Origin of the sequence: Tenacibaculum sp. Mcav3-52, assembly GCF_022347665.1 — a bacterium.
Lineage (GTDB): Bacteria > Bacteroidota > Bacteroidia > Flavobacteriales > Flavobacteriaceae > Polaribacter > Polaribacter mesophilus.
Window position 1 is genome coordinate 1 of sequence record NZ_JAKRGE010000002.1, and the last position, 20,564, is coordinate 20,564.

The window sequence follows — 20,564 nt, forward strand, 5'->3', positions numbered from 1 at the left end:
TGGTATTGGCGATATCGGTATCAGTGGTAAAGTTATCGGTAGAACTTTCCCAACGGATGATATTTCCTGTCTGTCCACTTAGGGTCAATGTTGTTGAATTGGTTCCGGTACACACATTGGTACTTCCTGCAATGCTTCCTCCCACCGAAGTAGGGATAATTGTAAGAGATACTTCGTCAGAAGTTAAAGACTGACAGGTATTAAGTGTGCTTGTTACTATTAACCTGTATTTATTAGTGGAAACTGTTATTGGTGGATTGGTTAAGGTTAATGCAGGGGTAGTTGCATTGCTATATATTCCTCCATTAGAAATATTATTCCAAGCTCCAGCACCAGCAATTTGTTCTTGCCATTGATATACTAACCCTGTTGTAGTACTTGTGCTACCACTGTAATCAGGATTTGTTCCTGGGGCGGTTCCTGTATAAGTAGTTGTACTTAAAGAGCTTGCTGCGGCTGTAAAAGTAACATTGCTCCCTAAACATATAGTGCTATCACTTGGTTGTGTGTCCATTTGTATTTGAGTAGCAACAATCTCATTACCTGTGGTTTCTTGTCCTTGATCACTTCCAATATCTGCTGCTCCAGAAGCGTTTACAAGATTAGGAACCCCATTGCTATCTATGCTTCCTTGAGCTGCTATATCTATTCTTCCATTTCCGTCTAACTGACCAGAAGTAACATTTTCGCTTGCTTCTATTGCGTCAAAGCACCCATCATTATCACTATCTAAGTCTAAATGATTCGGAATTCCATCATTGTCGGAATCTAACAGACAGCTTAATCTAGAGAATGGTAAGTTTCTTCTTGATATGGATGGGCCTTCATATTCTACAGATAAATTTTCTGCTCCTGTTCTTTCATAAAATAACACTTCGAGTTCATGGACTCCTGATTTAAGAGTTATTTGACCACTTCGTGTTTGACTTGCATGTGGTCCGTCGTTGTCAACGACTTCTATACCATTTATAAACAGTTTAGACCCATCATCAGATGTTGTATAGAACGTATAAGCCCCATCTGTATCTATTCTTAACAACCCTTTGTATCTAACACTAAATGTTTCATGATCCCCTGGGGTATGTAGCGCCCACAGTTGATCTACATTAAAATTAGTACTTGTTCCTGTTGCTAAAGCCCCTGTAGTTGGTATATCGTCTACTGTATTTGATAATGGATAGGAATTATAAAACTCATAACTAATAGTTCCTGTACAATTATTTTCCTCCGTATCTAAAATACCATCATTATCATCATCCAAATCATCTCTATCTGCAACATTATCTCCATCACTATCTGCTAAAACTGTTATTGTTACTATAGCTGTATCACAATTTGTTGAAGGTTGACATAAACTATATACTAATTCATATACACCAGCTGGCACACCAGGTGCTACAGAAACTTCTCCTGTATTTGTGTTTAATGTTATTCCTGGGTTTTCAGAACTAACTTCTGATAGTTCTACTCCTGATGCTGATGGATTAGTTATACCTGCTACGGTATCATTTGTTAACACATTTGCTACAGCTACTCCCCCATTTGTACTTACTATTTCTCCAAAATCATCTTCTGCAACTATAATAGGTACACCTCCAACTCTTGTAATAAATACTCCTGAGTCAAAACTTGAATCGGTCACATCTGCAATAGCTATTTTCATATGGTATGTTATACCTGGTGTCAAATTTATATTTGCTGTTAGTTTTCTAGTAATACCATTAAACTCTACACCAATAGGAGTGGCTCCAGGATTGTTGTTTAAAGGACCAGCATTATTTGGGTCAGCATCATTATCTAAAACATGTCCATTATTAATATATAATGCACCTTGCGACAAATCAGGAGTAATACCAGGATAGTTTGCTCCACCTCCTGAATTCCCTCTAAAACCTGCATTTATGTTATTAATTGCTACTGGGTTTGTAGTACCGGGTACCTGTGCTAAGTTTGCACCTGGTGCCATATTTGGTATTGTTGGATCTAATCCAAATGGGTCTGTCACGAAAAAACCAAAAACATCATTAAAAGGAGACCCTACATAATCTGGGTATTCTTCTGAACCAAATTGATACTCTAAAAGAACTCCTGTATAATTTGGCAATGCTCTAAAATCAAATTCAAAAACAACTACATCTCTGGTTGCTTGAGAATCTATAGCTGTTAAATCAGCATCTATATGATCTGTTCCAGAAGCATTTACAGACAACCCTGTTTCATTATTTGTAACAAAAATCTGATTAACATTAGATGTTGTAAAAGCTATACCTCTATCAAGTTCTAAGTTAGCTCCTCCATCTCCATTTGTAAAAAGAGCTATTTGATTTGTTGCACCTCTAGTGATAACAGGGTTTGTTATTACTACTCCTGCAGACTGTAACTCTGTTGCTATTTCTAAAGCTGTAGGATTAGGCGTAACTGCTACTTGAGCCTTTACGTGCACTATTACACTTAGAAAAATTAAGGTTAAAAAGAATTTAATATCTTTTCTTGTTATAAAGTTATTTGAAATGTAACTCTCCCCCATATTAATATATTTTATTTTATATATACAATTTTATTCCTTGAAATTCTTCAAGACTTTTATTCTTAATAAACAATACAGTGGGATACAAAAAAGCCCCACACAAAACATTAAGTTGCTCTTACACAACTTATTTCTCGTGGGGGGCCTCTAAAATTTTGAATGTGCAAAAGTAAACTTTTTTTACTTTCACTAAAACATTAGACGTAAAATTAACAATTTAAGTCACATTATAATAAAAAAATATATCTAAAGCGCTTAAAATAACTAAAATTTATAATAATAAACCTCTTAAACACACCTCTTAAAGAGTTTTATTCCTTATTAAATGCTAAGCACAAATAAATAAAAAAAAAGCTTTAAAACAAATAAAAACAACTTTTTTATTTGTTTAATATCATTTTTAACTGATTTAAACTATAATCAATCTCTTCAATTGTATTTAATTTACTAAATGAAAATCTTACAGAAGCATTCCTTTCTTCTTTTTCACTTAAGAGTTCTCGTAACACATGAGATCCTTTACTACTTCCACTTTGACATGCACTACCTCCAGAAACAGCTATCCCAGATAAATCTAAATTAAATAACAGCATTTTATCCTCTAAAGGAAATTGTATATTTACAATTGTATAACTAGTCTTTTCTATTGACTCTCCATTAACTCTAATATTTGGAATAACTTCTTTTAATTTTTTTGTAAAATATTCCTTTAATCCAAAAATATATTTTTTGTCTTTTTGTAAATTTTCAAAAGCAATAGTCAACGCTTTTTCCATTCCAACTATTGAATGTACGTTTTCTGTACTAGATCTTGCTCCTTTTTCTTGTTCACCACCATGTAACATTGGTAATATTCCAATCCCTTTTTTAAAATAAGCAAAACCAACCCCTTTAGGTCCATGGAACTTATGTGCACTTGCAGTGATAAAATCTATTTGTGTTTTTTGTAAGTCTATATCATAATGCCCAATAGCTTGTACGGTATCTGAATGAAAATACGCCTCATGCTCTTTACATAATGCTACAACCTCTTCTATTGATAGTAAATTACCTATTTCATTATTCACATACATTAAACTCACCAAAGTTTTTTTTTTTGATTTATTTAGTAAATTCCCCAAACTCTCCATTGAAACAGCTCCTTCTTCATTTACCTTAACATAATCTACTACTAGATTATGTTTTTCTTCTAAAAACTGTACAGTGTTTAAAACTGCATGGTGTTCTATCTTGGAAGTAATAATTCTCTCTACTCCTAAGTTTAAGACTGCATTAAACAAAATTAAGTTATCAGCTTCGGTCCCTCCTGCTGTAAAAATGATTTCACTTGAAGACACATTAAAATGTTTCGCTATACTCTTTCTAGCTGTTTCAACAGCTGCTTTAGCTTTTCTACCATGCTGATGTATGGATGACGGATTTCCAAAATTGGTTTGCATTGATTGTTGAATAACCTCAATAACTTCGGGCAACATAGGTGTTGTTGCGGCATTGTCTAAATAAACAGATTTCATAGAGCAAAAATAAGTTTTTCTTAACGATAGTTATGTTTTCAAAAAATTATTGATTCTGAAAAATATATACCTCTGTTGCTCCTTGCCCATATCTTTGATAAGAAGCGTCGTAATATTTAACTGGGTAATTATTTAATAAATACTGTAACTCAGTTTTTAAAATCCCATCTCCTACTCCATGTATTAAAACTAGTTTTGATATTCTTTTAGATATACAATACTCTAACTTATGTTTTGCTGTATTAATTTGTATTGATAAAATATCAAAATTATCCATTCCTCTTGTAGATTTTAACAGCTTTTCAGCATGTAAATCTACTTCCATTACCACTTCTCTCTTATCTTTTATAAAAGATGTTTTTTTCTTCTTTTCTTTATTTTGAGTCTTGGCTTTAAGCATTGGATTGTTAATATCCGAATATTTACTTAACTCACTTTGATCTACCTCAACTTTTACTAGCTCTTTCCTAAGAAAACAATACTCCATTCCTCCCTCATCTTTAACAAAAATTTCTTCATTTTTAATTTTTGTTACAACTCCTTTAATATCAGCATCAATTACTGCTACTTTATTTCCTATTTCTAAACACATCCTTAACCTTTATTTAATTAGCCAAAAGGGTATTAGCTTGTATTTTTGCAAATGATTTAATTATGCAAAATAACTGCAAATAAATGATAAACACTAAGAATATCAATACAAAAATTTTCTTTGAGGAAGCTAGAAAAGAGTTAACCCTTACCGAAGACCGAAAAGATTTATTGGTTGAAATAATAGACACTATTTACGAAGAATATCTTGACAGAGAAAAAATAAATTTAAATTTTATTTGTACTCATAATTCTCGTAGAAGTCAGTTTGCACAAGTGTGGAGCTTTTTTGCTATTGAATATTTTAACTTAAAGAACATGTTCACCTATTCTGGCGGAACAGAAACCACTTCTTTTCATAGAAACACAGTGAAATGTTTACAAAAAACTGGCTTTATCTTTAACGTTGTTGATTTTTCTCACCAGAATCCAAGGTACTTAGTTTCTTTTAAAGGAACTAAAAAATCAATTTTAGGTTTTTCTAAGTTATATGATCACCCCCAAAACAGTTATCCTTTTGTAGCTATAACTACTTGTGATAATGCCGACCAAAACTGTCCATATATACCTGATGCTATTGAACGTTTTCATTTACCTTATAACGACCCTCAAACATCTGACAATACAGACTTAACCGAAGAAACATACTTAAAAGTTAGTAAACAAATTGCTGGTGAGTTATTTTTTATTTTCGAAGAAATTTATCAAAAATTATCTTAGCTACACTTCTATACTCTTGTCATAAGGTATACTTTTTAAAATGTAATTAATCACACTTATTCTTGCTATAGTTTTCCTATTTGCTCGAATAACTTTCCATGGAGATATTTCTGTATTTGTTTTTGAGAACATTGCCTTTTTATACTCTGTATAATTATCCCAAAGTTCTTGCGCTTTTTCATCTACAGGCGTCATTTTCCATTGTTTTAATGGGTTGTTTTTTATATCGTTGAATCGTTTAGCTTGTTCTTTTTTATTAATAGACATGTAGATTTTTACCAAACGAATACCTGACTCTAAAATCATACGTTCAAAATCATTTACTTGATTCATAAAAATCTCATACTCTTCTTGTGTACAAAAACCATTAACTGGTTCTACTACTGCTCTATTATACCAACTGCGATCAAAAAAAACTATTTCACCTGCTTTTGGAAACTGTTCTACATACCTTTGAAAATACCATTGTGTTTTTTCATCTTCATTTGGTTTAGGAAGCGCTACTATTCGCATATGACGAGGATTGATACGTTCTGTAATTCTACGTATTGCCCCTCCTTTTCCAGCAGCATCTCTTCCTTCAAAAATTACAATTATTCGTTCATTTTTTTTTATTGTCCAAGCTTGTAAACGAATTAACTCTACTTGTAATTTTTTTAACTTTCGTTCGTAATCTACATATCGAATTGCTCTTTCTATATTAAAAGATTTAGACAGTAAAGCCTTTAAACCTCTTGTTGTATTTAATTTATTTACATCTCTTTGAGTTAACTTCCCCATAATTAATCTAAATGTTTTACTGAACGATAATAACGCATTACTATATTTGGATCTGGTGTTAAAATAGTTTGCGCCTCTTCTTTTCCTTTATAATCAAATTGAGACAATACATGACGCATACACTCAACTCTAGCTTCTTTTTTGTTATTTGTCTTTACTACTATCCAAGGACTATAAGCTGTGTGCGTTTTACTAAACATTTCATTTTTATAATGACTATACTTATCCCATAACTCTTGTCCTCTTTTATCTACAGGACTGAACTTCCAACGCTTTAAAGGATTATTATTCCTAGAATTAAATCGACGTAACTGTTCTTCTTTTGAAATTGATAACCAAAATTTTATCACAACAACTCCATCTTCATATAACATATGTTCAAATTCAGGCACTTGAACCAAAAAATTCTTATACTGCTCGTCCGTACAAAACCCCATTACAGGCTCAACTACAGCTCTATTGTACCAACTACGATCAAAAAAAACTATTTCCCCAGGATTTGGTAATTCTTTAATATAACGCTGAAAATACCATTGTCCCTTTTCTACATCTGTAGGTTTATTCAAAGCTACTAAACGAGTAGAACGCGGATTCATATGCTCCATAAAACGTCTTATACTCCCACCTTTCCCTGCTGCATCTCTTCCTTCAAAGATAACTGCCACTCGCTTCTTATTTTGCGCAATCCATTGCTGAAGTTTCACTAACTCTATCTGTAGTTTTTTCAGTTCCTCTTCGTAATTTAACTTTACCTGAACCTTGGTTATTGAAATTTCCTTTTTTTTTATAATTGCTAGCAACTCTTCATTTGTAGAAACACTTTCAAAATCTTCAATTGTTAATACTTGCTTTTCTTTCATATGTTTATTAATTATTCTTGTTAATAATTTAACCAAGGTTGTGCTAAAATAATACGATATTTACACCTATGAAAAAAAACATGTCACTTTTATTTATCTTATTTACTCTCTATCTATTCTCACAACGTAAATATGACAAAGAATTAAGTTTTTTAAATGATAATGACTTATATGTTTCCACCTATCAAGATCGATATTATACAAACGGAACCTTTTTAACATACCGCTTCTTAAGTAAAAAGCAAGCTGAAAATATTGATAAAAAAATATATGAAATCCAATTAGGTCACCATATGTACACTCCTTATAAGGCTGTTGTTGAAACTATTGAAGAACATGATCGTCCTTTTGCTAGCTACTTATTCGGTAGTTTTGGGGTTAACCGATTTTACGCTAATAAATCTATTCTCAAAACAGCTTTACAAATAGGAACTATTGGATCTTATTCTTTTGGTGAAGAACTTCAAGGAATTATACATAAAATGTATGGTTTTAAAGAAGCTACTGGATGGGATTATCAAATAAAAGATGCTTTTGCTCTTAATCTAAAGGTCGATTATATTAAAAAAATAACTAAAGACAATGTTTTTGACCTTAACTGGACAAACTCTGCTAGGTTAGGTACTGTTTATACTGATTTATCAACTGGTTTATTTACTCGTATTGGCTTTAAACCTCTAGAAAGTATTGTTAACTCTATTGCTTTTCATGGAAATCTAAATAACCAAAATACTAATTTCGAAAATAAGGCGGAAGTTTTTTTATACCTAAAACCAATGCTCCATTACGTTGCTTATGACGCAACTATTGAAGGTAGCTTTTTAACCGACAAAAGTCCTGTAACGTTTAATGTAGAACCTTTTAAATTTACAACGGAGTTTGGAATTCGTTTTACAAGTAATCGTTTTAATTTTGGTTATGCCATAAACTACCATACAAAAAAACTTAAAAGTTCGCGTGTTCCTAAAGGAAATTTTTATGGTACAATACAATTAAATTATCAATTTAATTAAGAGTATTGCACTCTTTGAAAAAATAATTTTTAAAATCATCAAATTAAGATATATTTGTAAGTCTAATAAATAGAAAAATTACTAAATGAAATTTATCGTATCTAGCTCACAATTATTAAAACAACTACAAGTTTTAGGTGGGGTTATAAATAGCAATAACACGTTACCAATTTTAGATAACTTTTTATTTGAACTATCTGAAAACGAATTAAAAATATCAGCTTCCGACCTTGAGACAACCATGTCATCAGTTATTGAAGTTGAAAGTACTGATACTGGAGCGATTGCTATAAATGCTCGTTTATTATTAGATACTTTAAAAACATTTCCTGAACAACCTCTTACATTTAAGATTGAAGGAGATAACACTATTGAGATTATTTCGGAACAAGGAAAATATGACATGGCATACTTTAGTGGAGATGAATTCCCTAAAGCTGTAGAATTACCTTCTCCTAGCAGCACTGAAATTCCTTCTCATATTTTAGCTACAGCTATTTCTAAAACTATTTTTGCGGCTGGTAATGATGATTTACGTCCTGTAATGAGTGGTGTATTTTTTCAGTTCAATTCAAAAGAATTAACTTTTGTAGCCACTGATGCTCATAAATTAGTTAAATATACACGTACCGATATTACTGCTGATAAATCAGCCGAATTTATCATGCCTAAAAAACCTTTAAACTTATTAAAGGGAATTTTAGGGGGATCAGAAAACAATGTGACTATTGAATATAATGATACTAATGCCAAATTTACTTTTGATAATGTAGTATTAATCTGTCGATTAATTGATGGAAAATACCCTAACTACGAAGCTGTTATACCAAAAGAAAATCCAAACAAATTAACTGTTGACAGAGCTTCTTTCTTAAATTCTGTACGTCGTGTATCTATTTTCTCTAGTAAGACAACACATCAAATTCGTTTGAAAATGGCGGGTACTGAATTAAATATTTCTGCAGAAGATTTAGACTATTCTAATAAAGCCGACGAACGATTAAACTGTGATTATCAAGGTGACGATATGCAGATTGGGTTTAACTCTCGTTTTCTTAGCGAAATGTTAAACAACTTAAACTCTAACGACGTTTTAATTGAAATGAGCTTACCAAATAGAGCTGGAATTTTAACTCCAATTGACGGTACTGAAGAAGGCGAGTTAGTAACTATGCTTGTTATGCCAGTAATGTTAAACGGGTAATAAATTTTCCACATATAAAAATTACAAAAGCCACAGAATCAAAACTCTGTGGCTTTTGTAATTTTATTTAATATCTTTCTCTTTCAAAAATGAGAAATAATTGTAAATTTACCTCTTTCAAACTTTATAAATTATAATGGGTAGAATTATTGCAATTGCAAATCAAAAAGGTGGCGTAGGTAAAACTACTACATCTGTAAACTTAGCTGCGGCTTTAGGTGTTTTAGAAAAAAAAGTGTTGTTAATTGATGCTGACCCCCAGGCAAATGCTACTTCTGGTTTAGGTTTAGACGTTGAAAGTATAGAAATTGGAACGTATCAGGTTTTAGAACACACGATCTCTGCGAAAGACACTGTTTTAAAAACTGACTCTCCAAACGTTGACTTAATCCCTGCTCATATTGATTTAGTTGCTATTGAAATTGAATTGGTAGACAAGCAACAACGCGAGTACATGTTAAAAAAAGCGTTAGAAGATATTAAAGATGATTACGATTTTATTTTAATTGATTGCGCCCCATCTTTAGGGTTAATAACTTTAAATTCTCTAGTAGCTGCCGACTCTGTTGTTATCCCTATTCAATGTGAATATTTTGCTTTAGAAGGTTTAGGAAAATTATTAAACACAATTAAGAGTGTTCAAAAAATACACAATCAAGAGCTAGAAATAGAAGGCTTGTTATTAACTATGTTCGATTCTCGTTTACGCTTGTCAAACCAAGTGGTAGATGAAGTACGCAAACACTTCAGTTCTATGGTTTTTGAAACAATAGTACACAGAAATATCCGTTTAAGTGAAGCACCAAGTTATGGAGAAAGTATAATTTCATACGATGCAACGAGTAAAGGTGCCGTAAATTACTTAAATTTGGCGAACGAAATTTTAACTAAAAACGCATAATTATTGTAAATGGCAAAAGCAACAAAAAAACAAGCTTTAGGTAGAGGTTTATCAGCATTATTAAAGGAAACTGCAGAAGTAAATTCGGCAGAAGATAAAAATGCAGATAAGTTAGTTGGAAATATTATTGAAATTGATATCAACTCAATAGATGTAAACCCTTACCAACCTAGGACTTATTTTGATGAAGAAGCGTTGCGCGAATTAGCTAGTTCTATTAAAGAATTAGGAGTTATTCAGCCTATTACTGTACGTAAACTATCAAGCGATAAGTTTCAATTAGTTTCTGGGGAGCGTCGTTTTAGAGCTTCTAAACTTATTGGTAACAAAACCGTTCCTGCTTATATTCGTTTAGCGAACGATCAAGAAATGTTAGAAATGGCGTTGGTAGAAAATATCCAACGTAAAAACTTAGATCCAATTGAAGTTGCTCTTTCTTATCAACGTTTAATTGATGAAATTCAACTTACTCAAGAAGAACTAAGTACTCGTGTTGGTAAAAAACGTTCTACAGTTACTAACTATTTACGTTTACTTAAGCTAGATCCTATCATTCAAACAGGAATGCGTGATGGTTTTATTTCAATGGGACACGGTCGTGCATTGATTAATGTTGATAGTAACTCTGATCAATTAAACATTTATGAGAAAATTGTTCGTGATAAACTATCAGTACGTCAAACTGAAGAACTTGTAAAAAACTTAAAAGCTGGTAAGGTTGCTAAAACAGCCAAAAAGAAAGCTTTACCTAATTACATTTCTGAAAGCGTTAAGGATATTAGCGATTATTTTGGACATAAAATTGATGTTACGGTGAACAATCGTGGAAAAGGTAAAATCTCTATTCCTTTTCATTCAGAAGAAGATTTTAACCGTATTAAAAACTTACTAAAGTAATTGAACGTACGTACTATCATATTCGCTTTTTTTAGTCTTTTTTTGTTTCAAAATACTTTTGCTCAAAAAGATTCTATTGCCGTTAGAGCAAAACAACTTCAGTTAACAAGCGACAAATACAATCCTTTGTCACCTTCAAAAGCTGCCTTTTACTCAGCTATTTTTCCTGGAGGTGGACAAATTTATAATGGAAAGTATTGGAAAGCCCCAATAGTATGGGCAGCAATAGGCGCTAGTGCTTATTTTTACATTGATAATAGCGATCAGTATGATCGATACCGAACAGCTTTTAAACTTCGTAAACAAGGGTTAAAAGACGAATTTACTAGAGAGGACGGAACTGTTCTTATTTCTACTGCTGGTTTAGAAAGTGCACAGAAAACTTTACGAAAAAATAGAGATTTATCATTATTAACTGGTGTGCTTTTATATGTTTTACAAATTGTTGAAGCCAGTGTTAATGCACACTTATTACAATTTGACACAGATGATAGCTTATCTGTAAAACCAGTAATCACTCCAGATCCTTTATTTATCGAAGCTCCTAAAGTTGGTTTAACACTAAAATATTCTTTTTAAGATGAAAATAGCCTTACTTGGTTATGGTAGAATGGGTAAAGAAATTGAAAAAATTGCTTTACAAAGAGGGCATGAAATTGTTATAAAAACTTCTGGAAAAGAAGTGTATGATATTACAAAAGCTGATGTAGCAATAGACTTTAGTATTCCTTCTTCAGCATACGACAATATCAGCAATTGTATTAACAATAATATACCTGTTATTTCTGGAACTACTGGTTGGTTAGATAAATACAACGATATTGTTGATTTATGTAATGACAAGAAAGGTGCATTTATTTATGCTTCTAACTTTAGTTTAGGGGTTAATGTATTCTTTGAACTAAACAAACAGCTTGCTAAAATGATGAGTACTTTAGAACAATACAATGTTTCTATTGAAGAAATTCATCATACTAAAAAGTTAGATGCTCCAAGCGGTACTGCAATTACATTGGCAGAAGGTGTTATTGAAAACACTAACCAAAAAGCTTGGGAATTAGACGAAAAAACATCAGAAGAAAATATTCCTATTAAAGCTATCAGAACTCCGGATGTTCCAGGTACTCACACCGTGACTTACAATTCTGAAATAGATACTATTGATATTAAACACACAGCTCATAATCGTCAAGGTTTTGCTTTAGGTGCTGTAATTGCTGCTGAGTGGTTAAATAATAAAACAGGTGTTTTTACTATGCGAGATGTGTTAAACTTAGGTTAATAACGTAACAAACAACTCAAAAAACACACATATAAAATTGAATTTTATTCCTTAATGGAACTACAAAATATATAGATTATGACATTTACTGAATGGTTTTTATTCTTTTTATTCATACAAGTTGTTCATTTTTTAGGTACTTGGAAGCTATATACTAAAGCAGGTAAAAAAGCTTGGGAAGCTGCTATACCTGTTTATAATGCTATTGTATTGATGCAAATAATAAATCGTCCAAAATGGTGGGTGATTTTATTGTTTATTCCTATAGTTAACCTATTAATGTTCCCTATTATTTGGGTTGAAACTTGTAGAAGTTTTGGTTTTAACAAAAGACCTGATACTATTTTAGCTATTCTAACTTTAGGATTATATATCTATTATATCAATTATTTTACAGATACAAAATATATTGAAAACAGAAGTTTAAAACCAAGATCTCCTTTAGGTGAATGGGTTAGCTCTATTGCTTTTGCTATTATTGCTGCTACTTTAGTACATACTTATATTATGCAACCATACACTATTCCTACCTCATCTTTAGAGAAAACCTTATTAGTTGGTGATTATTTATTTGTAAGTAAGTTTCATTACGGTGCACGTGTACCAATGACTACCGTTGCTGCACCAATGGCACACGATACTATTCCTGGATTGGGTATAAAATCATTTTTATCTGATGATAAAAACAAGGAAGGTTTATTAAACAAGCTTTCTTTACCTTATATGCGTGTTCCTGGCTTTCAAAAAATTAACCGTAATGATATCGTTGTTTTTAGCTGGCCTTCAGACTCTTTAGCCACAATGTGGGGAGATAACTCTGGTAACTTTACCTATAAACCAATTGATAAGCGTACGAACTACGTAAAACGTGCTGTAGGAATTCCTGGAGATAGCTTAGAAGTACGTGATGGTTATGTTTTTATTAATGGAAAGAAAACTGTTTTACCAGATAGAGCGAAACCACAATGGCATTTTATAGTTGATACCAACGGAGAAAAGTTTAGCCAAGGAGCCCTTTCTAGATATAATATTAGAGAAGGACAAGTAATGCCTGATGGTAAATATGCTTTAAACTTAACAGATGAAGAAGCTGCTTTAATAGCTAAAAACCCTATTGTAGAAAGTATTAAAAAACACTTAACTCCAAAAGGAGCTTATGACAAATCAGTTTTTCCTCATGACCCAAGATATGCTTGGTCTTCGGATAATTTTGGACCAATATATATTCCTAAAAAAGGAGCTACTGTTAAATTAAATTCTAAAACAATTCCTTTTTATGAGCAGATTATTCGTAGATATGAGAATAACAATTTAACAATTTTTGGAGACGATATTTATATCAATGGTGAGAAAGCAAAAGAATATACTTTTAAGCAAGATTACTACTGGATGATGGGAGACAATCGTCAACGTTCGTTAGACGCTAGAAATTGGGGGTATGTGCCTTTTGACCACGTAGTTGGTAAACCTGTTATGATTTGGTTAAGTTGGGATGCTAATGCACCTAGTTTTATTGCTAAGTTAAATTCTATTCGTTGGGACAGAATGTTTACAACTGTTGGAGGAAGTGGTAAACCTGTTTCTTACCTTTGGTTAGTTTTATTGTTGATTGGAGGTTATATCGTGTACAGTTTTAGAAAAAGTAAAAAGAAAAAAGCATAATGTCACTTTTTATTCCAACTTATTTTGCTCCTATTTCACAGTATGCAGCAATCTATCAATCGGATGCTATTACTTTTGAAATAGAAGATAATTATCAAAAGCAAACCTATCGTAATCGCTGTTATATTTATGGAGCCAATGGTAAATTAGCTCTTAATATTCCTGTTAAACACAAAACAAAAGAAGGTAGAAAAAAGACCAAAGACACCTTAGTAGAAAATGACTTCCCCTGGCAACAACAACATTTTAAGTCATTACAATCAGCTTATCGTTCTTCTCCATTTTTTGAATTTTTTGAAGATGATTTACAAGCTATTTTCAATAAAAAGTACACGTTTTTACAAGACTTGAATATTGATACTCATTTATTTGTAACTGACGCTTTACAAATTGAGCAACGATTTAACAAAACAACTAGTTACGAGTTAAACTCTGAAAGCAAAGACTTCAGACCTTTAGCTATTGCCAAAAAAGGAGTTGAAATAAAAATGGATTCTTATATTCAAATGTTTGATGATAAATACGGATTTATACCTAATTTATCTATTTTAGATCTTTTGTTTATGGAAGGTGCTAATACTATTAGTTTTTTAGAAAAAATTAATATAAGCCTAAAATAACTTTCTTCATACTATTTTAGTATTTCTTTATTTTTTAACATAAACTAAGAGGTTATTTAGTTATTTTATATATATTTGCCACCGAAGCATTTCCCCCTTTTTAATGTTTCATTTCCCCCTTATTATTAAGAAAAGACTTGTTCCCTTTGTGTGCAGGTCTTTTTACTTTATATACCTTTTGGCTAGATTGTTAATCTGCTCAGAAATAGATAATTTTACTACGACAAAGACATAAATTACTATAATTAATATACTCTTTAAAACAATGTTTACTATTGGGTGAATTGGAAAGTCAAAAAGATAAAACTTAGGTATTGAAAAATTCCAAAAGTTAAACCCTAAAAACATAATTAAGACAATAAGAATCATTAAAAATGTTTTATTAGTAAAAGGGGTCATATTAAACTTTTCTTTTACAAACCATAGTTTAAAGGTATTAAACACCAAAACTGTAATAAGTGTTGCTAGTGCCAACCCTTTTGTTCCCATTTCTAAATCATTAAAAAAGTAACTATTTAAAAAATATACAGAAAAGGCCATTCCTAAACCTACAGGTAACGTAATACGATAAAATTTAGAATTACTTATAATAGCACCATTACTACCTAATGACATTAAAAATAACTTTGCAGACGAAATCAATAATACTACTAATACTCCTTCTTTTCCATAATTTTTATTCGGCATCAACCTGAATAACTCCTCCACATTACAATTTACTAAGACAAAAAACAGCCCGCCAATCAACAATAAATTAATAGAACTCTTCTTATATAAACTTTCTGTTTCTTTTGGGTTATCTTCATTAAGAGCCTTAGAGGTTAATGGCTGTAAAATTTGCCCCATTGCCCTACTTGGTGCCTCTATAAATGATCCTATAAACACAGCTACCGTATAATATGCAGCTGTAGCAAAACCTTCTTTCCCTGGTATCATTACTTTGTCTATATCTAAGATAATAGCTCCTGCACTACCTGCTAAAATGATATAAAAAGTGTATCGTAAAACTTCTTTAAAGTTGTTTGGTAAACTGAAGGTAAATTTTGGTGTATATAGACGAAAAGCATACCCCATCATTAAGAGTACTCTTAATATGTAAGCTATTGACATATATACTAAAAACTCTTCTTTTGTTATAAAGTTAAAATACACAGCAAAAAGTAAAACCATCACAGCTACTCTATTGTATAATTCCTTTAAAATATTCCCAAAAACCGATTGCATTTGTACTCTTGCCCAAGAATAAAACACTTCAAAATAAGCACAAGCTACAGCGATAATATAAATATAAATAGTATAATCTTCAATTATGAGGTTGCCTCCACTTCCATTTTCTACCACATAACTCATAATCCAATTATGAAATAAACTCCAAAAATATCCTATTGGAATCGCTATAAATAATGGTAAAAAAATTATAGAGCTTAAAAATTTATCTTTTTCTACTTTTGAAGTATATCCAGAAAAAAACTTGATAATTGTAAAGTGAACTCCAAAGGCTGTAACAGGCATAATTAAGTTTGAAGCCGAAAAAACATAGGTTGCTAATCCATAATACTCATCTCCTAAAAATCGTGTATATAACACCAAAGTATTAACACCTCCAATCAAAAATCCTAAATAGATTATTAGAGTATTCCTGAACGATTGTTTAAATACAATTCCCAATTTATTCTTTTATTAATTTTAATATTGATTGATATATTTTTTCTCCAACATTATCTCCATATAACGGCTCTTTAAAATCTTTTGATGTAGCTAAAAACTGTTGAAAATAATTAATTATTTTTCCTGAATTAGCTCCTGTTATAGCTCCATAACCATTACTTACTAACTCTTTCCATTCTGTTTCTTCTCTTGCTATAACACAAAACTTCTTATTAAAGAAAGCCTCTTTTTGTAAACCTCCACTATCAGTTATAACAAGAGCACAATTTTTTAATAACTCTAACATAGAAAAATACCCTACAGGTTCAATAAAGGTTATATTAGACTTTAATTTGTACTTTTCTAACATTTTTTTTGTCCTTGGATGCAATGGCAATACTACTTTTTTAGAAACATTAATTTTTTCAAGAGCTTCAAAAATATTAGCTAATCTCTCTTTTTCATCAGTATTTTCTTGACGATGAATTGTTGCTAACACAAACTCTTTTTTCTCTAAACCTAAGTCTTTAATAATAGTTGACTTCTCTTCGGAAACTTGATTATAAAACTCTACAGCATCTTTCATGATATCACCATGCTTTTCTATCAAAATATCAAAACTATCAAAACCTTCATTTCTCAGGTTTGATACAGCAGTATCTGTTGGACAACTTAGTAGGTTTCCTATTCTATCTGTTAAAATACGATTTATTTCTTCAGGCATTTGCATATTGAATGAACGCAAGCCCGCTTCAATATGTACTACTTTTATATGTAGTTTTTTAGCTGCTAAAGCTCCTGCTAACGTCGAATTTGTATCTCCATATACAACAACTGCATCTGGCTTTTCTAATACTAAAATTTCTTCTATTTTCTCTAACATTTGCCCCGTCATAGCACCATGACTTAAACCATTGATATTTAAATTATATTTGGGGTTAGGTATTTGCATTTCTTCAAAAAAAACAGCGCTCATGTTAGCATCAAAATGTTGCCCTGTATGCACTATTATTTCTTCTACTTCATTATGCTTTTGAATCACTCTACTTAATACAGCTCCTTTTACAAACTGTGGACGTGCTCCTAATATGGTTATTATTTTTTTCAAGAATTAACGACTTTTTTTAATACTATAGATAATTTCTCTGTTAACTTTTTCCGATGATATTGCTCTATGTTTTTAGAATTAACCTCTAAAATCCCTTTCTTATATTGATTATAAAGAAGTTTAATTTCTTTTTTCATTTTTACTAAATCATCAAAACCAACAATAGTTCCTGAGTTAGTTTTAGCAAGTATTTCTGCTAAATCACCATCTTCTGGACCTACTGCTAAGATAGGACGTTTTGCTTGTAAATATTCAAATATTTTACCTGTAATAATTCCTTTAGCACTTGGTACTTTATTTACTGCTAACAATAAAACTTGTGATGTTTGTTGTTGTTGTTGTGCTTTTTTATGAGGTAGATAAGTAATTTTTGTAATATTTTTAAATTGATGTGTTTCTAAAGATTTTTTAACTCCTTTCGCTATTTTCCCTATTAGTTTAATTTCTAAATCTTCTGTAAACTCTTTATCTTCTTTACATAACTCTGATAATGCTTTCCATAAAACTTCAGGATTCCTATCATCATTCATCAAACCTATATGCGTAATTGAAAACTTTTTATCTAGTATTACATTTGTTTCTCTACTTTCTTCTGCATCAAAACCATTAGTAATAACATGAATATTATTAGAAAATTTTTCATAATTCTTTTTCATAGTTTTACCTACAACTAATACCGCATTGGCATATCTTAACACTTCCTGCTCCAATTGATGATGTGTTGCTTTTGATTTTTGCGTGAGTGGTAATTGATGAAAATAATCAATATCTGTCCAAGGGTCACGGAAGTCTGCTACCCACTTCAATCCTAATTCTTTTTTAAGCTTTAATCCGATTAAATGCAAGCTATGTGGTGGTCCAGTAGTTATAATAGCATCAATAGTATTTTCTTTTAAATATTTTTTTAGCTTATTAACTGAAGGCTTTACCCAAAACCTTCTTGCATCAGGAATGAAATAATTAGCTCGAACATATTGCATTACCTGACCTATTAAACTTGGATTAGGATCTAAAAAACCAGCACTTGTTTTCGTTTCTTTTTTCTTGAAAACAGATAACAAGTCATTAGGTTCCCAAATTGAGTTTCTTAAAACCGTTAAATTTTCAGGAAGATCTTTTTTTAATGTTGTATCAACTATCGGATATTTAGCATCTTCAACTGTGTAAACTATTGGTTCAATATTAAAATTTCGCAAATATTTTACAAACTTCAACCATCTTTGTATACCTGAACCTCCTGCCGGCACCCAATAGTATGTAATTATTAATACTTTCAAATTAAACTATTGTATAGGTTTATTAATTCTTTTGAGGTTTTATCCCATGTAAATTCATTTCGAATAAAAGCTTCTCCGTTTTTTCCTAATTCTTTTCTCAGCAGCTCATCTTTATATAACCTCAGTACTTTATCAGTAAAATCTTCTACATTTTTTGCTTCATGTATCAATCCGGCATTTACTTTTTCTACTATGTTTTTTTGAGCTGTTGCATCGCTTACCAACAAAGGTTTCCTTAAACTCATGTACTGGAATAATTTATTAGCATGTGTAGTATCGTGATGTAAATTTCTATGTAAAGGAGACAAACAAACACTACTCTGTTTTATATACTTAGGAAATGTAGTTTCTTCTTGCCACCCTTCAAAACATACTTGTTCTTCAACTTTTAATTCTTCAGATAACTTTTTTAATTTAGTGTTTAGACTTCCTACAATTACTAATCGAATATTCTCTATTTCCTTTTTTAATGCTGGTAAACTTTTAATTGCTGTAGCTACTCCCCTTCTCTCTCCTGTATCTCCTATATATAGTAAGTTAAAAGTATCTCTTTTTGAGCTTTCTTCAAAATTATCTTGCTTTTCAAAAAATGATTTTCTTACTGTATTAGGAACAACAATAACTTTATCAGATTTTATTTTTGTTCTCTTATATATTTCCTCTTTTGCTTCTTGAGTAACAACTATTACTTTACTAGCTTTCTTAATAAGTTCTTCTTCTTTTTGCTTCCATTTGTTTGTTGATATTAAAATATTTTGCGGAAACTTTTTTAAATGAGGATAAAATCTCATTATCTCAGGCCTATTTTCATGTAAATCTAATACAACCGGGAGCTGCTTCTTTTTATTGGCTAACATTACAGCTTCAGCTACAACCATATCATGTATATGAATAGCCTCTATATCATATTTATTAAGAAAATGGATTATCTTTTTCTTTAGTGAAAGAGAATATAATGGGATAGTATAAGCCAAAGCAGATAACTTATACTCTAACTTATTTGACTCATATCTTTTTACTTTTATTTTACCTACAAGTTCTGATGTTGGCTCATTACCATAAGTTAAACAAAATAAAAAAACCTCATGTCCAGATTTTATTAATTCTATTGCTTCATTATGTACTCTAGGGTCAGGAGGAAACGTCTTATCTAAAACCATTCCTATCTTCATCCCTTTCTCTCTTTCTCAGCATATACAGCATAATACCTAGGTGTATATTTTCTTAAAACAGGTCTTATACCCAACTTATTTATTGGACTTGTCCATTTTTCAGTATCAACAATATTCCAACCTGATTTTTCTAATAACCAATCATACTGCCAGTCTTCAAACTCATGATAATGTCTATCCCACATATCTGTTTTGCTTCTGTACGCACTTGCAAACCACAACTTTAAAGGAACAGTGGTTATTATTTTTTGTGCTTCAATTTCTCTTAACACGTTAAATGGTGCTAATAAATGTTCAAAAATCTCAAAAGCCGTTACTGCATCTACATTATAATCTTTTACAATTTGGGGTAATAAATCTAAATCTTCCCCATTTGTATTATAAACTGTATATCCATTTTCTTCCATAATTTCAGAAAACGGGTTACGCACTCCTAAATCTAGTATTGTAGCAGGAGCTGTAAGATGTTTTTGTAAAAACTGAAGTGTATGGTTATATCTTTTCTTTGGTAGTTTAAAATACATGAAATTTATTTTAACACAAATGTATTACTATTTTATCATTTCGTGTAATAAACCTTTTAATTGAGTTTAATTAAATATTATACAAAAAACATAAAAGCGAAAGATTAATCTTTCGCTTTTATAAAATATTAATTTTCCATAGCAACTTGTACTTATCTAGTACGTTTTGTTTAATGCAAACATATTATTGTTTTATTTAAAAATAAAATATTATATCCCGTATTTTATAAAAAGCACAGTTAAATTAATGTATATTTGAGAGCTT

Annotated in this window: 19 protein-coding genes; 9 read left to right on the forward strand and 10 right to left on the reverse strand. The window is 31.0% G+C overall.

Going from position 1 to position 20,564, the window contains the following annotated elements; genetic code table 11:
- The 3 genes from MHM83_RS05985 to MHM83_RS05995 form a co-directional block, all read right to left on the reverse strand.
- Positions 1 to 2,527: choice-of-anchor L domain-containing protein (locus MHM83_RS05985; protein ID WP_239178810.1), on the reverse strand; the 2,527-nt coding region annotated here is incomplete at its 3' end.
- Positions 2,528 to 2,907: 380 nt separating this feature from the next.
- Positions 2,908 to 4,041, reverse strand: coding sequence for a cysteine desulfurase family protein (locus MHM83_RS05990; RefSeq protein ID WP_239178812.1), 1,134 nt, complete (start codon positions 4,039 to 4,041; stop codon positions 2,908 to 2,910).
- Positions 4,042 to 4,087: 46 nt separating this feature from the next.
- Positions 4,088 to 4,633, reverse strand: a complete 546-nt coding sequence (locus tag MHM83_RS05995; protein ID WP_159616806.1) for a Smr/MutS family protein — start codon at positions 4,631 to 4,633, stop codon at positions 4,088 to 4,090.
- An 83-nt stretch (positions 4,634 to 4,716) separates the two neighbouring features.
- Here MHM83_RS05995 and MHM83_RS06000 point away from each other — a divergent pair, with 83 nt between their 5' ends.
- Complete coding sequence (locus MHM83_RS06000; protein ID WP_073183187.1) at positions 4,717 to 5,352, forward strand: hypothetical protein; 636 nt, start codon at positions 4,717 to 4,719, stop codon at positions 5,350 to 5,352.
- Here MHM83_RS06000 and ppk2 (MHM83_RS06005) read toward each other — a convergent pair whose 3' ends face one another.
- Complete coding sequence (gene ppk2 / locus MHM83_RS06005) at positions 5,353 to 6,132, reverse strand: polyphosphate kinase 2 (protein WP_239178814.1); 780 nt, start codon at positions 6,130 to 6,132, stop codon at positions 5,353 to 5,355.
- Positions 6,133 to 6,134: 2 nt separating this feature from the next.
- On the reverse strand, positions 6,135 to 6,992 hold the full coding sequence (gene ppk2, locus MHM83_RS06010; RefSeq protein ID WP_047789745.1) for a polyphosphate kinase 2: 858 nt from the start codon (positions 6,990 to 6,992) through the stop codon (positions 6,135 to 6,137).
- Positions 6,993 to 7,072: 80 nt separating this feature from the next.
- Here ppk2 (MHM83_RS06010) and MHM83_RS06015 point away from each other — a divergent pair, with 80 nt between their 5' ends.
- From MHM83_RS06015 to MHM83_RS06050, 8 genes are all read left to right on the forward strand, one after another.
- Positions 7,073 to 8,005, forward strand: coding sequence for a lipid A deacylase LpxR family protein (locus tag MHM83_RS06015; RefSeq protein WP_239178816.1), 933 nt, complete (start codon positions 7,073 to 7,075; stop codon positions 8,003 to 8,005).
- Between the two features lie 85 nt (positions 8,006 to 8,090).
- On the forward strand, positions 8,091 to 9,209 hold the full coding sequence (gene dnaN, locus MHM83_RS06020) for a DNA polymerase III subunit beta (RefSeq protein ID WP_047789669.1): 1,119 nt from the start codon (positions 8,091 to 8,093) through the stop codon (positions 9,207 to 9,209).
- A gap of 136 nt (positions 9,210 to 9,345) precedes the next feature.
- Positions 9,346 to 10,110 (forward strand): ParA family protein, encoded by a 765-nt coding sequence (locus MHM83_RS06025; protein WP_047789668.1) that lies wholly within the window; start codon positions 9,346 to 9,348, stop codon positions 10,108 to 10,110.
- 9 nt (positions 10,111 to 10,119) lie between these two features.
- Complete coding sequence (locus MHM83_RS06030) at positions 10,120 to 11,007, forward strand: ParB/RepB/Spo0J family partition protein (protein ID WP_047789667.1); 888 nt, start codon at positions 10,120 to 10,122, stop codon at positions 11,005 to 11,007.
- Complete coding sequence (locus tag MHM83_RS06035; protein WP_159616812.1) at positions 11,008 to 11,586, forward strand: DUF5683 domain-containing protein; 579 nt, start codon at positions 11,008 to 11,010, stop codon at positions 11,584 to 11,586. It abuts the gene before it with no gap.
- Between the two features lies 1 nt (position 11,587).
- Positions 11,588 to 12,289: a 4-hydroxy-tetrahydrodipicolinate reductase gene (dapB, locus tag MHM83_RS06040; protein WP_239178818.1), complete on the forward strand. Its 702-nt coding sequence runs from the start codon at positions 11,588 to 11,590 to the stop codon at positions 12,287 to 12,289.
- Positions 12,290 to 12,367: 78 nt separating this feature from the next.
- Positions 12,368 to 13,951: a signal peptidase I gene (gene lepB, locus MHM83_RS06045; protein WP_239178820.1), complete on the forward strand. Its 1,584-nt coding sequence runs from the start codon at positions 12,368 to 12,370 to the stop codon at positions 13,949 to 13,951.
- Entirely contained in the window at positions 13,951 to 14,571 is a 621-nt protein-coding gene (locus MHM83_RS06050) for a WbqC family protein (protein WP_047789663.1), read from the forward strand. Before lepB ends, MHM83_RS06050 begins: the two co-directional genes overlap by 1 nt.
- Before the next feature lie 162 nt (positions 14,572 to 14,733).
- Here MHM83_RS06050 and MHM83_RS06055 read toward each other — a convergent pair whose 3' ends face one another.
- The 5 genes from MHM83_RS06055 to MHM83_RS06075 are packed head-to-tail and all read right to left on the reverse strand — an operon-like array spanning position 14,734 to position 20,299.
- Complete coding sequence (locus tag MHM83_RS06055) at positions 14,734 to 16,239, reverse strand: lipopolysaccharide biosynthesis protein (protein ID WP_159490714.1); 1,506 nt, start codon at positions 16,237 to 16,239, stop codon at positions 14,734 to 14,736.
- A 1-nt stretch (position 16,240) separates the two neighbouring features.
- Positions 16,241 to 17,326, reverse strand: a complete 1,086-nt coding sequence (gene wecB, locus MHM83_RS06060; RefSeq protein WP_159616820.1) for a non-hydrolyzing UDP-N-acetylglucosamine 2-epimerase — start codon at positions 17,324 to 17,326, stop codon at positions 16,241 to 16,243.
- Complete coding sequence (locus MHM83_RS06065) at positions 17,323 to 18,603, reverse strand: glycosyltransferase (RefSeq protein ID WP_239178822.1); 1,281 nt, start codon at positions 18,601 to 18,603, stop codon at positions 17,323 to 17,325. Before MHM83_RS06065 ends, wecB begins: the two co-directional genes overlap by 4 nt.
- Positions 18,600 to 19,775 (reverse strand): glycosyltransferase family 4 protein, encoded by a 1,176-nt coding sequence (locus tag MHM83_RS06070; RefSeq protein WP_167714037.1) that lies wholly within the window; start codon positions 19,773 to 19,775, stop codon positions 18,600 to 18,602. Before MHM83_RS06070 ends, MHM83_RS06065 begins: the two co-directional genes overlap by 4 nt.
- On the reverse strand, positions 19,772 to 20,299 hold the full coding sequence (locus MHM83_RS06075; RefSeq protein ID WP_047789658.1) for a methyltransferase: 528 nt from the start codon (positions 20,297 to 20,299) through the stop codon (positions 19,772 to 19,774). The genes MHM83_RS06070 and MHM83_RS06075 overlap by 4 nt, the downstream gene beginning before the upstream one ends.
- Positions 20,300 to 20,564 lie beyond the last annotated feature (265 nt).

Excerpts from the sequence above, each read along its gene's own strand:
- MHM83_RS06075 (WP_047789658.1), bottom strand. The coding sequence starts at position 20,299 with ATGTATTTTAAACTACCAAAGAAAAGATATAACCATACACTTCAGTTT.
- MHM83_RS05990 (WP_239178812.1), bottom strand. The coding sequence starts at position 4,041 with ATGAAATCTGTTTATTTAGACAATGCCGCAACAACACCTATGTTGCCC.
- MHM83_RS06030 (WP_047789667.1), top strand. The coding sequence starts at position 10,120 with ATGGCAAAAGCAACAAAAAAACAAGCTTTAGGTAGAGGTTTATCAGCA.
- MHM83_RS06000 (WP_073183187.1), top strand. The coding sequence starts at position 4,717 with ATGATAAACACTAAGAATATCAATACAAAAATTTTCTTTGAGGAAGCT.
- MHM83_RS06015 (WP_239178816.1), top strand. The coding sequence starts at position 7,073 with ATGTCACTTTTATTTATCTTATTTACTCTCTATCTATTCTCACAACGT.
- MHM83_RS05995 (WP_159616806.1), bottom strand. The coding sequence starts at position 4,633 with ATGTGTTTAGAAATAGGAAATAAAGTAGCAGTAATTGATGCTGATATT.
- dapB (WP_239178818.1), top strand. The coding sequence starts at position 11,588 with ATGAAAATAGCCTTACTTGGTTATGGTAGAATGGGTAAAGAAATTGAA.
- MHM83_RS06070 (WP_167714037.1), bottom strand. The coding sequence starts at position 19,775 with ATGAAGATAGGAATGGTTTTAGATAAGACGTTTCCTCCTGACCCTAGA.
- MHM83_RS06025 (WP_047789668.1), top strand. The coding sequence starts at position 9,346 with ATGGGTAGAATTATTGCAATTGCAAATCAAAAAGGTGGCGTAGGTAAA.
- ppk2 (WP_239178814.1), bottom strand. The coding sequence starts at position 6,132 with ATGGGGAAGTTAACTCAAAGAGATGTAAATAAATTAAATACAACAAGA.
- MHM83_RS06050 (WP_047789663.1), top strand. The coding sequence starts at position 13,951 with ATGTCACTTTTTATTCCAACTTATTTTGCTCCTATTTCACAGTATGCA.
- ppk2 (WP_047789745.1), bottom strand. The coding sequence starts at position 6,992 with ATGAAAGAAAAGCAAGTATTAACAATTGAAGATTTTGAAAGTGTTTCT.
- dnaN (WP_047789669.1), top strand. The coding sequence starts at position 8,091 with ATGAAATTTATCGTATCTAGCTCACAATTATTAAAACAACTACAAGTT.
- lepB (WP_239178820.1), top strand. The coding sequence starts at position 12,368 with ATGACATTTACTGAATGGTTTTTATTCTTTTTATTCATACAAGTTGTT.